This is a genomic window from Micromonospora sp. NPDC048040, assembly GCF_055587185.1.
On record NZ_JBVJGT010000014.1, the window covers coordinates 92,366 to 105,948 of the forward strand.

The following is a 13,583-nucleotide window of genomic DNA, read 5'->3' on the forward strand; positions in this document are numbered from 1 at the left end:
GGCGAGGATCGCGGCTTCCGGTGGCACGGGTGCTGACAGCACCAGGTGACGGTTCACGGGGTCCTCCCAGGAGGGGTTCGGCGCAACGCGGCAGCGCACCGCCAGGCGGTGCATCCGGGTGCGCAGGGGTGGGGCCCGAGCGATCCGGGCCTGTCCTCATGGTCATTCGCCCGGTGCGGGCCGACATCGGGGCTGACACCCATTTGCCGCCGTCGCCGCCGGCGGTCGGCCCAGCCCGGCGCGGGTCGCGGCGGACAAATGGGTGCGGGCACGCATTTACACCACGCGCGCCGCCGGGCAGGCTGGATCATGAAGAGGGGGACCGCTGCGGAGCGTGACCACCCGCCGCCCGCCGGCCCGCGGACAATTGCCGATGTCGGCGCGGGCCGGCGGGGCACCAGGGCCGGGAAGGGAGGCGTCGTCGTGTCGCTGTTCTGGCGGATCTTCCTGCTCAACGCGGCGGTCCTCGTCACCGCCACGTTGCTGCTGCTCGGCCCGGTCACGGTCTCCACCCCGGTGCTGCTCACCGAGGCCGTCGTCCTGACCGTGGGCCTCGCCGCGATGCTGGTCGCCAACGCCGCGCTGCTGCGGGTCGGCCTGGCGCCGCTGCGCCGCCTGACCCGGGCCATGACCACCATCGACCTGCTCCAGCCCGAGCCGCGCCCGGTCCCGGCCGGGCAGGCCGGCATCGCGGAGCTGATCCGCGCCTTCAACGCCATGATCGACCGTCTGGAGGCGGAACGGGCGACCAGCGCTGCCGCCGCCCTGTCCGCCCAGGAGGCCGAGCGCCGCCGTATCGCCCAGGAGCTGCACGACGAGGTCGGCCAGACGCTGACCGCGGTCCTGCTCGAACTGAAACAGGTCGCCCGCCACGCGCCCGACCCGGTTCGCGCGCAGCTCGCCCAGGTGCAGGAGACCACCCGCGACAGCCTCGACGAGATCCGCCGCATCGCCCGCCGGCTACGCCCCGGGGTGCTGGAGGAACTCGGCCTGATCAGTGCCCTGAAGGCGCTTGTCACGGAGGTCACCGGGCACACCGAGCTGGCCGTGCGCCAGCACCTCGGCGCGGACCTGCCGGCCCTCGACGGCGAGGCCGAGCTGGTGATCTACCGGGTCGCCCAGGAGGCCCTCACCAACACCGTCCGGCACGCCAGGGCCACCACCGTCGAGGTGTCCCTGGCCGCTCAGCCGGGCCACGTGCAGCTGCGGATCCGCGACGACGGCCGGGGCGTCGGCGACGCGGCCGAGGGCGCCGGCATCCGCGGCATGCGCGAGCGGGCCCTGCTCATAGGCGCTCCGCTCGCCGTGACCTCCGGCCCGGCCGGCGGCACCGAGGTGCGGCTGCGGGTGCCGCTGACCGACCGGGACGGCCGGCCGTGACGACCCGCATCCTGCTCGCCGACGACCACGCCCTGGTGCGCCGCGGGGTCCGGCTCATCCTCGACAGCGAACCGGACCTGACGGTCGTGGCGGAGGCCGGCGACGGCGCGGAGGCCGTCGCCCTGGCCCAGGCCGAGCGCCCCGACCTGGCCATCCTCGACATCGCCATGCCCCGGATGACCGGCCTGCAGGCGGCCCGGGAGCTGTCCCGGCAGCAGCCGGACCTGCGCATCCTCATCCTGACGATGTACGACAACGAGCAGTACTTCTTCGAGGCCCTCAAGGTCGGCGCCAACGGCTACGTGCTCAAGTCCGTCGCCGACCGTGACCTGGTGGAGGCCTGTCGCGCCGCCGTACGCGACGAGCCGTTCCTCTATCCCGGCGCGATCAACGCCCTCATCCGCACCTACCTGGAACGCACCGCGCGCGGCGAGAGCCTGCCGGCGCGGGCCATCACCGAACGCGAGGAGGAGATCCTCAAGCTCGTCGCCGAGGGCCACTCGTCGAAGGAGATCGCCCGCCTGCTGTTCATCAGCGTCAAGACCGTCGAACGGCACCGGGCCAACCTGCTGCAGAAGCTCGGCCTCCGGGACCGGCTCGAGTTGACCCGCTACGCCATCCGGGCCGGCCTCATCGAGCCGTGAGCCGGCCCGGCGGGCCCCTGCGGGTGGACGCGTCGGCGGGTTCGCGGGGCGCGCGCCGACGGGGGACGACACGGCGCCCGTCCGGGCCGGGCCGGGCCGGGCCGACTTTTCCTGCGGGCGGCCCCACCGGTTCTCTACGGTCGACGGGTGGGCGCTGAGCAGCCGTGGAGCCGGCCGGCCCGGCGGCGCCGCCCGATGCGCACCGGGCTGGTGTTCGCGGGCGTCGCCGTGCTGCTGTGCTGCGTCGGGGTGGCCGGGCTGGGCGCCTGGAACGTGCAGGTGGTCACGCAGGCCAGCGGCCCGGTGCGGGAGACCGCCGACGGGTTCCTGCGCTCGGTCGCGGCGGGCGACACCGACGGCGCGTACGACCGGCTCTGCGCCGACGCGCGCACCCGGTGGAGCCCGATCGGGTTCACCAGCTGGCTGCGCACGCCGCCGGTGGTCAGCGGCTACGAGATCCTCGACGTGTCGGTGGCGACGCGCGGCGGCCGCCCGCAGGGCACGGTGACGGTGCGGCTGACCCGCGACAACGGGCTGACCGAGGAGCGGAAGCTGTCGGTGGTGCGGGAGGGCGGCGACTGGCGGGTGTGCGGTGACCCGTACTGACGCCGTCAGCGGCGCGGGCCGAGCTCGCCGGCCCGGTAGTGCCGCCGGCACAGCACCTGGTAGCGCACCTGCGCGCTGTCCACCGTGTCGCCGATGACGACCTGTTCGCCCTCGCGGACGACCCGCCCGCCGACCACCCGGGCGTTGAGCAGCCCTTCCCGGCCGCACCAGCAGAGCACCTCGACCTGGATGCGGGCCACCTCGTCGGCGAGTTCGAACAGCCGCTGCGCGGCCGGGAACAGGCAGGACCGGAAGTCGGTGGCCAGCCCGAACGCGTACACGTCGACGTCGTAGCTGTCGACCAGTTCGGCCATCTGCTCGATGTGCTCCAGGTTGTAGAAGGAGGCCTCGTCGCAGATGAGGTAGTCGACGCGGACCCCCTCGGCCCACGTGTCGCGCACCAGCGTGCGCAGGTCGAGGTCGTCGGTGACCTCGACGGCCTCGTGGGCCAGCCCGATGCGGGTGGTGACCTGCGGGCCCAGCGAGCGGTCGATGCGGGTGGTGACCAGGCCACGGCGGCCCTGCCGGGCGTGGTTGTGGTTCATCTGCAGCGCCATCGTGGACTTGCCGCAGTCCATCGGCCCCCAGAAGAACTTCAACGCCGCGGCGTGCAGCGGACGCCCGTCCACGCCCCGCGCCGCGGCGCACCGGGCGGGGGAGTCGTCGGGGCCCAGCGGCGGGCGCGCCAGACAGGTCGGGGCGGCGGCGTGGTCGGTCACGGTCGGGCAGCCTAGCTGATCGACGCCCCCCGATCCGGCCGGTGCGGTCCGCGCTGCCTCACAGCACCCGGGGCGGGGTGTTGCCGGCGGCGACGATCGCGCGGCGGATCGGCACGGCCAGCAGCAGCAGGAACCCGACGACGAAGAAGATGAGCAGGGAGACCAGGCCCACCCGGTACGAGGAGGTCAGCTGGAACACCAGGCCGAAGGCCAGCGGGCCGAGCCAGCTGGTGCCCTTGTCGCTGATCTCGTAGAAGCCGTAGTATTCGCCCTCCTTGCCGGCGGGGATGAGCTGGCTGAACAGCGACCGGCTCAGCGCCTGGCTGCCGCCGAGCACCAGGCCGATGGCCGCGCCGAGGACCATGAACGGCAGGGGCGCCTCGGCGGGCAGCCGGAACGCGCCGAGGATCACCCCGGTCCACAGCACCAGGCTGATCAGGACGGTCTTCCAGGCGCCGATGCGCTTGGCGAGCGCGCCGAGCAGCAGCGCGCCGCCGAAGGCGAGGAACTGCACCAGCAGGATGGTCACGATCAGGGTGCTCTGGCCGAGCTTCAGCTCCTCGGTGCCGTACTGGCTGGCCAGGGCGATGACGGTCTGGATGCCGTCGTTGTAGACCAGGAACGCGAGCAGGAAGAACAGCGTCAGCGGGTACGCCTTGATCTCCCGCAGGGTGCGGCCGAGCTGCCGGAACCCGTCGGTGACCGGGTTGCCGCCGGCCAGCGCGGCGGCGGTGGGGTGTTCGCGCAGCCAGCGCAGCGGAATCAGGGTGAACGCCGCCCACCACAGCCCGGCGGACACGATCGACCAGCGGGCCAGGTCGAGGGTGCGCTGGTGGTTGCCCTCCTCGCCGAGCATGCTGACCGCGACCAGGTTGAGTGCCAGCAGCAGGCCGCCGCCGAGGTAGCCCAGCGCCCAGCCGCGGCTGGAGATGCCGTCGCGGTCGTCGGGGCCGCCGAGCTGCGGCAGGAACGAGTTGTAGACCACGACGCCGGCGCCGAAGGCGATGTTGGCGACGAGGAACAGCAGCCCGCCGAGCAGGTACCGGTCGCCGGTGACGAAGAGCATGCCGACGGTGGCGCCGGCGCCGGTGAAGGCCGCCGCGGCGAGCAGCCGCTTCTTGTGTGCCGACCGGTCGGCGACCGCCCCGATGACGGGCAGCACGAAGACGGTGAGGAACACCGACAACGACACCAGGTACGGGAAGTACGAGCCGGCGGCGACCTTGATGCCCAGCGGGTACACGTACCCGGTGCAGGTGTCGGCGCCGAGTTCGCAGCCGGCGGCCAGTTCGGTGACGGTGGTCAGGAACGGGCCGAGGAACACCGTGATCACGGTGGTGGAGAAGGCGGACATCGCCCAGTCGTAGAAGTACCAGCCGGTGCGTTCGCGGCGGGTGCTCGCCGGGGCGGGGGTGTCGCCGACCGTGGGGGTGGCGGTCTCGGCCATCGGGGGTCCTTCGGCGCTCAGGCGGCCCAGTGGCCGCGGCTGCGGTAGACGTCGCGCAGCACGCCGACGTGATCGGTCATGATGCCATCCACTCCAAGATCAAGTAACTCGTGCATCTCGGCAGGTTCGTCGATCGTCCAAACGTGCACCTGCAGGCCGAGTCGGTGGGCGTAGCGCAGGAACCGACGGTCCACCACACGCACCCGCCCGTAGCGCACCGGCACCTGGGCGGCGACGACCGACGGGGGCAGCCGCAGCGCCCGGCCGGTCAGCGAGGCCATCCGCAGCCGGGCCACCCCGCGCATGCCGAGGCTGGTGGCGATCCGGCCCTCGGTGCTGGCGCGCAGCCGGGCCAGCCGGGCGTCGCTGAACGAGGCGAGCAGCACCCGGTCGCCGGCGTTGGCGCGCGCGACCGTGGCCACGGTCGGGTCGACGCCGCCGTCGGCCTTGACGTCGACGTTGAACCGGACCTCGGGCCAGGCGTCGAGGACCTCGTCGAGGCGGGGCACCACGGCGGCGCCGCCGACGCGTACCGAGGCCAGGTCCGCCCAGCGCAGGTCGGCGATGCGCCCGGGCTCGCCGGTGACCCGCGTCAGGGTGGCGTCGTGGAAGACCACCGCCACGCCGTCGGCGGTGCCGTGCACGTCGGTTTCCACGTACCGGTAGCCGAGCCCGATCGCGCGGGCGAACGCCGCGGCGGTGTTCTCGTCGCCCTCGGCGGCGCCGCCGCGGTGGGCGAAGGCCAGCGGCGCGGGGGCGTCGAGGTAGGGGTGACGGGTCAGCACGCGACGCAGTATGCCGGTCTCCGGTTGCCGCGCGGCGACCAGCCCGTGACCGTTGATCGCCGCTGCGGGCCGCCTCCCCGAGCGGCCACTGTGGAAGCGGGTCGCGCGGGGGATCCGGGAGTCCGGCGGGGTGTCGCCGCGTCGATCCGCCGGGCGGGGCCGGTTCGTCCCAGCGGTGGCCGGGACGAGGCTCGCGCCGCAGGTGGCGGCCGGGACGAGTTCGCGCTCAGGCGGTGGGGCGACGGCGGTGCGAGCGGCTGGTGTCGGCGGGTCGGCCGGGGTCGACGTGGCGGGGCCGGTCGGGCTCGTCGGGCCGCAGCGGGGCGAGGCCGTCGGTGATGGCGTCGATGATCCGGTCGGTGGCCCGCCGGGCCGCGCCGGGCGTGACGGGCGTGATGTCGCCCAGGTCGACCGGGTCGCCGAAGTGCACCCGGACCACGGGGCGCCGCCACATGGCGCGGGCGACGCCGCGCAGCAGACCCTTCGGGGCGCGGTAGGGCAGCACCTCGTGCGACCCCCACTGGGCGATCGGGATCACCGGCGCGGCACAGGCCAGGGCGAGGCGGGCCACGCCGGTCTTGCCGCGTTCGGGCCACATGCCGGGGTCCAGGCCGATGCGGCCCTCCGGGTAGACCAGGATCACCGAGCCGCCGGTGACGGCCGCGGCGGCGTCGTCGAGGGCGTGGTGTACGGCGCTGGTGCCCCGGTCGACGCGGATGTGCCCGGCGCGGCGCATCGCGGTGCCGATGACGGGGGCGCGGAACAGCCCGCCGGTGGCCATGATCCGGGGGGCGACGCCCCGGGCCCGGCAGGCGGCGGCGAGGACGACCGGGTCGAACGGGCTGATGTGGTTGGCGGCCAGGATCAGCGGGCCCCGGCGCAGCGCCTCGGGCACGTCCCCGCTGACCTTCAGGCGGGCCACGAGCGCGACGACGACGCGGGCGAGCAGCTGCGCGGCGCGCCAGATCAGCGGGGGCTGCCACGTCGGGTGGGCGGTGTTCATCAGCCGGCAATGGTCGCACGCGCGGGCCGGGCGGCGGGGGCGGGGGCGTCGGTTCGGCGACCGTCGGGGCCGTTCGGCAGAGGTGATCAGGGTCATTGGTCCCGGGCCGGTTAGGGACCCCCGCCCCTGCCCGTTCGTCTACGACGGGAAGTAGTATTTACTACGTCTCGTAGTATGCACAGCTGGGGGTTCTCTGGTGGACGCGTTGGACGTCGCCCGCTGGCAGTTCGGTGTCACCACCGTCTACCACTTTCTCTTCGTGCCGCTGACCATCGGCCTGTCCGTGCTGGTGGCGATTCTCCAGACGATGTGGCACCGCACCGGCGACGAGAAATACCTGAAGCTCACCAAGTTCTACGGCAAGCTCTTCCTGATCAACTTCGCCATGGGCGTGGTCACCGGCATCGTGCAGGAGTTCCAGTTCGGCATGAACTGGAGCGACTACTCCCGCTTCGTCGGCGACATCTTCGGCGCCCCGCTCGCCATCGAGGCGCTGGTCGCGTTCTTCCTGGAGTCGACCTTCATCGGCCTGTGGATCTTCGGCTGGGACCGGCTGCCCAAACGGCTGCACCTGGCCACCATCTGGGCCGCCGCGATCGGCACCAACCTCAGCGCGTACTTCATCCTCGCGGCGAACTCGTTCATGCAGAACCCGGTCGGCTATCGGATCAACCCCGACACCGGCCGCGCCGAACTCACCGACTTCATGGCGGTGCTGACCAACAAGGTCGCCCTGATCACCTTCCCGCACACCATCGCCGGGGCGTTCCTGGTCGCCGGCTCGCTGCTGGTCGCGGTCGCGCTGTGGCACCTGATCCGCAACCGCGACTCCGCCGACACCCCGGCCTACCGGTTCGCCGCCAAGTTCGGCTCCTGGGTCACCCTGGTCGCCACCGCCGGCGTGATCATCACCGGCGACATCCAGGGCAAGATCATGACCGAGGTGCAGCCGATGAAGATGGCCGCCGCCGAAGGCCTCTACACCACCGAGAGCCCCGCCGCGTTCTCCGTGCTCACCGTCGGCAGCCTCGACGGCAGCCGCGAGCTGTTCGCCATCAAGATCCCGTACCTGCTGTCGTTCCTCGGCACCGGCGACCCCAACGGCACCGTCCAGGGCATCAACGACCTGCAGGCCCAATACGCCACCCAGTACGGCGCCGGCAACTACGCCCCGATCATCCCGGTCACCTACTGGAGCTTCCGCTTCATGATCGCCTTCGGGTTGGCCGCCGCCGCGATCGCCCTGCTGGTGCTCTGGAGCCAGCGCAAGGGCCGCACCCCCACCAGCAAGTGGCTGCTGCGCGCCGGCCTGGTCATGCCGCTGCTGCCCCTCGCAGCGAACTCCTTCGGCTGGATCTTCACCGAGATGGGCCGCCAGCCGTGGATCGTCTTCGGCGAGATGCTCACCCGCGACGGCGTGTCCCGCAGCGTGTCGCTGACCGAGGTGCTCACCTCGTTCACCGCCTTCACCCTGATCTACGCCACCCTCGCCGTGATCGAGGTCAAGCTGCTGCTGCGCTACGCCAAGGCCGGCGTACCCGACCTCACCCCGGCGCCGGAGACCGACGACACCGACGACGACGCCGAGCGCCCGCTCGCCTTCGCCTACTGATCACCGGAGCCCACCGTGGAACTCACCACCATCTGGTTTCTGCTCGTCGCGGTCCTGTTCACCGGGTACTTCATCCTGGAGGGCTTCGACTTCGGCGTCGGCATGCTGCTGCCCGTACTCGGCCGCAACGACCGGGAACGCCGCGTCCTGATCAACACCATCGGCCCGGTCTGGGACGGCAACGAGGTGTGGCTGATCACCGCCGGCGGCGCCATGTTCGCCGCCTTCCCCGAGTGGTACGCCACCCTGTTCTCCGGCTTCTACCTGCCGCTGCTGCTGATCCTGCTGGCCCTGATCGCCCGCGGCGTCGCCTTCGAGTACCGCCACAAGCGCCCCGAGGCGTCCTGGAAGCAGCGCTGGGACACGGCGATCTTCGTCGGCTCGCTCGTGCCGGCGGTGCTGTGGGGCGTGGCGTTCGCCAACATCCTGCGCGGCGTGCCGCTGGACGCCGACCACGAGTACGTCGGCGGCCTGCTCGACCTGCTCCACCCGTACGCCCTGCTGGGCGGCGCGACCACCGCGGCGCTGTTCCTCACCCACGGCGCGGTGTTCGTCGCGCTGAAGACCGTGGGCGACGTCCGCGAACGTGCCGGCGCGCTCGCGGTGCGCCTGGGCGTGGTCACCGCCGTGCTCGCGGTGGCGTTCCTGTCCTGGACGTTGACCATCCGCTCCAGCGCGGCCGCCGTCGTGTTCGCCGTCGGCGCGGCCCTCGCCCTGCTCGGCGGTCTCGCCGCCGCCCGGGTACGCCGGGAGGGTTGGGCGTTCGCCGGCACCGCCGTGGCGATCGGCCTGGCCGTGGCGACACTGTTCGCGGCGCTGTTCCCGAACGTGCTGCCGTCCACCCTGGACGCGGCGGGGACGCTGACCGCCACCAACGCCGCCTCCACCCCCTACACCCTGAAGATCATGACCTGGGTGGCGGTGGTGTTCACCCCGATCGTGCTGGCCTACCAGGGCTGGACGTACTGGGTGTTCCGCAAGCGCATCGGAGTGGCCCACATCCCGCAGCACTGACCCGGCCCGGCACTAGGGTGAGGCGATGACCGGCGACGCGTGGACCGACCTGTTCGGCAGCGCGACGCCGGTCGTCGCCGCCCCCCTCGCCGGGGGCGCCACCACCTGCGCCCTGGTCCGCGCCGTCGCCGCCGCCGGCGGCTTCGCCTTCCTCGCCGCCGGCTACAAGACCCCCGAGGCGCTCGCCGCCGAGCTGGCCGAGCTGCGCGCCACCGGGACGCCGCACGGGGTGAACCTGTTCGTGCCCGGCATCCGCGACATCGACGAGACCGCCTTCCGCCGGTACGCCCACCAGATCGCCGCCGAGGGCGCACCGTACGGGCTCGACCTGGCCGGCGCGCCGCTGGTGCACGACGACGACCACTGGCCGGACAAGATCGACCTGCTGCTGGCCGCCCCGGTGCCGGTGGTCAGCTTCACCTTCGGCCTGCCCGACCCGGCGACGGTGACCGCGCTGCGCCGCGCCGGCACCCGGGTGCTGGTCACGGTGACCTCGGCCGACGAGGCGCTCGCCGCACGCGAGCTGGGCGTCGACGGCCTGGTCGCCCAGGGCACCGAGGCCGGCGGGCACAGCGGCACCCACACCCCGCACCGGCCGGCCCCGCCGACCTCGACCCGCCCCCTGGTCCACGACGTGCTGCGGGCCACCGGGCTGCCGGTGGTGGCCGCCGGCGGCGTCGCCGGCCCCGACGACGTCCGTGCCCTGGTCGCCGCCGACGGCCACCGCGGTGGCCGTCGGAACGTTGCTGCTACGCACCGACGAGAGCGGGGCCAGCCGCACCCATCGCGACGCCCTGGCCGACCCGGCCCGCACCGGCACCGTGCTCACCCGCGCCTTCACCGGACGGCCGGCGCGCGGGCTGCGCAACGCCTTCATCGACCGGTACGAGCCCGTCGCGCCGCTCGGCTATCCGGAGCTGCACCACCTGACCCGGGGCATGCGCGCGGCGGCGGCCGCGGCCGGGCACGCGGACCGGGTGCATCTGTGGGCCGGCACCGGCTACCGGCACGCCACCACCGGACCCGCCGCCGCCGTGGTCGAGCGGCTGACCGCGACGCTCTGACCGGGCGGCGCCGGCCGGGCCACGTCCGGCGTGACCCGCGCACCCGGGCCGGGACGTGCCCGGCCCGGGTGACGCCGCGGCGGGGGTGCCGTTCCCGGCCGCCGCCAGCTCGGCGTCGGCCCGCTGCTTGACCAGGGTGAGGACGCGGCCGGCCACGGCCAGGTCCGCGGCGGGGACATCCCCGTACAGCCGGGCGGTGACGCCGGCGACCGCGTCGGCGACGCGGCGCCGCACTTCCCGGCCGGCGTCGGTGATCGCCAGCTCGGACCCGCCGGCGGGCAGCGCGCGCAGCAGACCGCCGGCGACGAGCTCGTCCACCACGGCCAGCACCACCGCCTGGTCGACCTTCAGCGCGCCGGTCATCCGCCCGACGAGGTGTGCCCGCACGACCGCCCCGCCCTCGGCGGCAGCGGCGTTCAGGGCGAGCGACTGGTGGAAGGTGATGTCGAGCCGGGCCAGTTCGCGTTCCAGCAGGGCACGGGTGGCGTAGTGGGCCTGGCCGATGATCTGGCCGTTCACGGCGGTCATGGCGCTCCTCCTGACAGTTGGTGCGGCCAACGTTGGCGCGACCAACGATAACAGGATTCGTGGGCCGCACCAACAATCAGGTTAGGCTCTCCCCATGGACCACACCGCCGAGCCGGAAACCCCCACCCGGCTACGCACCACCCCGAGCTGGCTGCTCACCCAGGCCGCCGCCCACGCCGGCCGGCTGGTCAGCGGCGGCTTCGGCGGCATCGGCGCCCGCGGCTACCACTACCGGATCCTCGCGGCCCTCGACGAGTTCGGCCCCGCCAGCCAGGCAGACCTCGGCCGCCGAGGCGGCATCGACCGCAGCGACGTCGTCGCCACCGTCAACGAACTCGCCGCGAAGAACCTCGTCGTCCGCGCACCCGACCCCGCGGACCGACGACGCAACGTCATCACCATCACGCCTGCCGGACGAGGCGAACTCCAGCGCATGGGGGAGACCCTCGCCGGCGTCCAGGACACCCTGCTCGCCCCGCTCACCCTCACCGAACGCGACCAGCTCACCCGCCTGCTCGGCAAACTCCTCGCACACCACCGGCAGCGCCACTGACCGGCGAAACGCCGGCGGGGCGGACGGCGCCACCGCCACCCGCCCCGCCGACGCCCACCGCTCAGTGGGCCTCGCGCAACTCCGCCAGCCGCGCCTCGATCTCGGCCAGCTCCGCGCGCAGCTTCTCCGCCTGCTGCTCCGCCTCGGCACGCTCCGCCGCCATGATCTGCTCCACCGCCTCGTGCACCCCAGGCACGTCGACCAGCGCCACCATCCGCAGCGCCTCCGCCGGCTTGACCACGTACGGCTTCGCCAGCGACTTGCTGCCCTGCTGCGCCGCGACCGTCCACTCGCCATCGGCGTACGCCAGCGTGACCGTCAGCCCCGTCGGGCCCTTCGGCTTCGCCACCTTCACCGGCCGCCGCGCCGGCTTCGCCTCCGCCGTCTCCACCTTCGGCTCCTCCCGCTGCTCCCGCGGCGCCGGCACCGGCGCCCGGTCCAACACGAACTCCGGCTCCGCCGGCACCGGCTCCGGCTCGGGCTCCGGCTGCGGCTCCGCCACCTTGCGGCCCACGCCCCGCGGCGCCACCGCCACGTCGGCCGGTGAGAAGGGCAACTCGTCGCGACCGAACCGGACCACCACGAACTCGTCGGAGGCCGCCGGGTCGGTCAGCTCCACCACCTGCCCCACCTGCCCGGCGATCTGGCCCGCCGACGCGGTGAACACCACCTTCGGTTTCCGCCCCGCCGCCAACGCCTCCCGGAAGGTGCGCACGTCCTCGTCGGACAACCCCTGGCCAGCGCCACCCATCAGCAACCTCTTCCCTCGTACACCTGTTCAGACGCCTGCCTTGATACCAGCCGGCCCCGACACGCGCGAGATCAACCCCCCAGCGCCCGCAGCGCCGCGTCGGCGTGCGCGTTCATGTTCAGCTCACTGTGGACCACCTCGATCACCCGCCGGTCCGTGCCGATCACGAACGTCATCCGCCGCGTGCTCAACGCGCCCAGCGGCAGCCGCCGCCGCACCCCGAACCGGTCCGCCACCACACCGTCCGGGTCGGACAGCAGCGGATAGTCGAACCCGTGCAACCGGGAGAACTCCGCCTGCCTCGCCACCGGGTCCCGGCTGATGCCCACCCGCTGCGCGCCCACCGCCGCGAACTCCGCCGCCAGGTCCCGGAAGTGGCAGCTCTCCGCCGTACACCCACGGGTCAGCGCCGCCGGGTAGAAGAACAGCACCACCGGGCCGGCGGCCAGGAACTCCGACAGGCGCCGTGGCGTACCCGTCTCGTCGGGCAGCGCGAAGTCCTCCACCACGTCCCCGACACCCACACCCGCCACCGCGCACCTCCACCGTCGTCACCCGGGTCGCGCCGAGCGTATGCGGCGACCGGGCCGCCCACCCCCACACCCACCACCGCCGCGTGTGACCTTCCCCTCCCGCATCAGGCGTGCCGGTCGCGGTAACGTCGGCCCAGCAGCCACGGCAGGGGAGAGGCGCATTGAATCCCGTCACCGTCATTACCGGCGGCAGCCGCGGCATCGGCGCGGCCACCGCCCGCCGCCTCGCCCACGCCGGCCACCACGTCGTGTTCGGCTACCGCCGCGACCGCGAGGCCGCCGACAAGGTGCTCGCCGACCTTCACGCCGCCGGCGTACGCGGCCTCGCCGTGCCCGCCGACACCCGCGACCCCGAGCGGGTCGCCGCCCTGTTCGACGCCGCCGCCGACCTCGGCCCGATCACCGGCCTGGTCAACAACGCCGGCGTCACCAGCCCCATCGGCGCCTTCGTCGACCTCGACCCGGCCGACCTGCGCCACGTCGTCGACGTCAACCTCGTCGGCTACGTCCTGTGCGCCCAGCAGGCCGCCCGCCGGATGGGTAGCGGCGGCGCCATCGTCAACGTCTCCTCCGCCGCGGCCACCCTCGGCAGCCCCGGCGAGTACGTCCACTACGCCGCCGTCAAGGCCGCCACCGACACCCTCACCACCGGCCTCGCCAAGGAACTCGCCCCCCGCGGCATCCGCGTCAACGCCGTCGCCCCCGGCATCATCCGCACCGACATCCACGCCCTGTCCGGCCAACCCGACCGACCCGACACCGCCGCCGACCGCATTCCCCTCGGCCGCCCCGGCGAACCCGACGAGGTCGCCGCCGCCATCGCCTGGCTCCTCGGCCCCGACGCCACCTACACCACCGGCACCGTCCTACGCGTCGCCGGCGGCCTGTAGCCGTCGGCGTCTCGGCGCGCCGCTGGTGCTGCGCCTGCGCACCGCCCTCGCCCG

General features: G+C 73.6%; 14 protein-coding genes and 1 pseudogene. 9 read left to right on the forward strand and 6 right to left on the reverse strand.

Annotated features, from left to right (window positions below; all coding sequences use genetic code 11):
- Nucleotides 1-423: 423 nt before the first annotated feature.
- The 3 genes from ACZ6O2_RS16675 (at nucleotide 424) to ACZ6O2_RS16685 (ending at nucleotide 2,630) form a co-directional block, all read left to right on the forward strand.
- A complete protein-coding gene (locus tag ACZ6O2_RS16675; protein WP_350705560.1) occupies nucleotides 424-1,380 on the forward strand; it encodes a HAMP domain-containing sensor histidine kinase in 957 nt (318 codons plus the stop codon).
- Nucleotides 1,377-2,024: a response regulator transcription factor gene (locus ACZ6O2_RS16680; RefSeq protein ID WP_350705562.1), complete on the forward strand. Its 648-nt coding sequence runs from the start codon at nucleotides 1,377-1,379 to the stop codon at nucleotides 2,022-2,024. The genes ACZ6O2_RS16675 and ACZ6O2_RS16680 overlap by 4 nt, the downstream gene beginning before the upstream one ends.
- Nucleotides 2,025-2,171: 147 nt before the next feature.
- Nucleotides 2,172-2,630: an Rv0361 family membrane protein gene (locus tag ACZ6O2_RS16685; protein ID WP_350705564.1), complete on the forward strand. Its 459-nt coding sequence runs from the start codon at nucleotides 2,172-2,174 to the stop codon at nucleotides 2,628-2,630.
- Nucleotides 2,631-2,635: 5 nt separating this feature from the next.
- On the opposite strand, the gene ACZ6O2_RS16690 is transcribed toward ACZ6O2_RS16685, so the two are convergent.
- From ACZ6O2_RS16690 to ACZ6O2_RS16705, 4 genes are all read right to left on the reverse strand, one after another.
- Nucleotides 2,636-3,349, reverse strand: a complete 714-nt coding sequence (locus ACZ6O2_RS16690; protein WP_466023435.1) for a thymidine kinase — start codon at nucleotides 3,347-3,349, stop codon at nucleotides 2,636-2,638.
- A gap of 58 nt (nucleotides 3,350-3,407) precedes the next feature.
- Nucleotides 3,408-4,796 carry an MFS transporter gene (locus tag ACZ6O2_RS16695; protein WP_350705566.1) on the reverse strand — a complete coding sequence of 463 codons (1,389 nt, stop codon included), beginning with the start codon at nucleotides 4,794-4,796 and terminating at the stop codon, nucleotides 3,408-3,410.
- A gap of 17 nt (nucleotides 4,797-4,813) precedes the next feature.
- On the reverse strand, nucleotides 4,814-5,581 hold the full coding sequence (locus ACZ6O2_RS16700; protein WP_350705568.1) for a glycerophosphodiester phosphodiesterase family protein: 768 nt from the start codon (nucleotides 5,579-5,581) through the stop codon (nucleotides 4,814-4,816).
- A gap of 226 nt (nucleotides 5,582-5,807) precedes the next feature.
- Entirely contained in the window at nucleotides 5,808-6,584 is a 777-nt protein-coding gene (locus tag ACZ6O2_RS16705; RefSeq protein ID WP_466023436.1) for a lysophospholipid acyltransferase family protein, read from the reverse strand.
- A 196-nt stretch (nucleotides 6,585-6,780) separates the two neighbouring features.
- Between ACZ6O2_RS16705 and ACZ6O2_RS16710 the strand changes: the two genes are divergently transcribed.
- From ACZ6O2_RS16710 to ACZ6O2_RS16730, 5 genes and pseudogenes are all read left to right on the forward strand, one after another.
- The gene (locus ACZ6O2_RS16710; protein ID WP_350705572.1) at nucleotides 6,781-8,196 is read left to right on the forward strand and encodes a cytochrome ubiquinol oxidase subunit I; all 1,416 of its coding nucleotides are present in this window, start codon (nucleotides 6,781-6,783) and stop codon (nucleotides 8,194-8,196) included.
- Nucleotides 8,197-8,211: 15 nt separating this feature from the next.
- On the forward strand, nucleotides 8,212-9,210 hold the full coding sequence (cydB, locus tag ACZ6O2_RS16715; protein ID WP_466023437.1) for a cytochrome d ubiquinol oxidase subunit II: 999 nt from the start codon (nucleotides 8,212-8,214) through the stop codon (nucleotides 9,208-9,210).
- Nucleotides 9,211-9,235: 25 nt separating this feature from the next.
- Nucleotides 9,236-9,862 (forward strand): annotated as a pseudogene (locus tag ACZ6O2_RS16720) (nitronate monooxygenase); the annotation flags it as partial.
- Between the two features lie 76 nt (nucleotides 9,863-9,938).
- Nucleotides 9,939-10,274 carry a nitronate monooxygenase gene (locus ACZ6O2_RS16725; RefSeq protein WP_466023473.1) on the forward strand — a complete coding sequence of 112 codons (336 nt, stop codon included), beginning with the start codon at nucleotides 9,939-9,941 and terminating at the stop codon, nucleotides 10,272-10,274.
- A gap of 622 nt (nucleotides 10,275-10,896) precedes the next feature.
- On the forward strand, nucleotides 10,897-11,355 hold the full coding sequence (locus tag ACZ6O2_RS16730) for a MarR family winged helix-turn-helix transcriptional regulator (RefSeq protein ID WP_466023438.1): 459 nt from the start codon (nucleotides 10,897-10,899) through the stop codon (nucleotides 11,353-11,355).
- Nucleotides 11,356-11,416: 61 nt separating this feature from the next.
- Here the strand turns inward: ACZ6O2_RS16730 and ACZ6O2_RS16735 are convergent, their stop codons facing one another.
- Entirely contained in the window at nucleotides 11,417-12,106 is a 690-nt protein-coding gene (locus ACZ6O2_RS16735; protein WP_350705579.1) for a hypothetical protein, read from the reverse strand.
- 71 nt (nucleotides 12,107-12,177) lie between these two features.
- Entirely contained in the window at nucleotides 12,178-12,639 is a 462-nt protein-coding gene (locus ACZ6O2_RS16740; RefSeq protein ID WP_350705581.1) for a peroxiredoxin, read from the reverse strand.
- Between the two features lie 161 nt (nucleotides 12,640-12,800).
- Between ACZ6O2_RS16740 and ACZ6O2_RS16745 the strand changes: the two genes are divergently transcribed.
- Complete coding sequence (locus tag ACZ6O2_RS16745; RefSeq protein ID WP_350705583.1) at nucleotides 12,801-13,529, forward strand: SDR family NAD(P)-dependent oxidoreductase; 729 nt, start codon at nucleotides 12,801-12,803, stop codon at nucleotides 13,527-13,529.
- Nucleotides 13,530-13,583 lie beyond the last annotated feature (54 nt).

Bases quoted from the DNA above. Each gene is read 5' to 3' on its own strand.
- ACZ6O2_RS16695 (WP_350705566.1), bottom strand. From the start codon at position 4,796: ATGGCCGAGACCGCCACCCCCACGGTCGGCGACACCCCCGCCCCGGCG.
- ACZ6O2_RS16705 (WP_466023436.1), bottom strand. From the start codon at position 6,584: ATGAACACCGCCCACCCGACGTGGCAGCCCCCGCTGATCTGGCGCGCC.
- ACZ6O2_RS16730 (WP_466023438.1), top strand. From the start codon at position 10,897: ATGGACCACACCGCCGAGCCGGAAACCCCCACCCGGCTACGCACCACC.
- ACZ6O2_RS16735 (WP_350705579.1), bottom strand. From the start codon at position 12,106: ATGGGTGGCGCTGGCCAGGGGTTGTCCGACGAGGACGTGCGCACCTTC.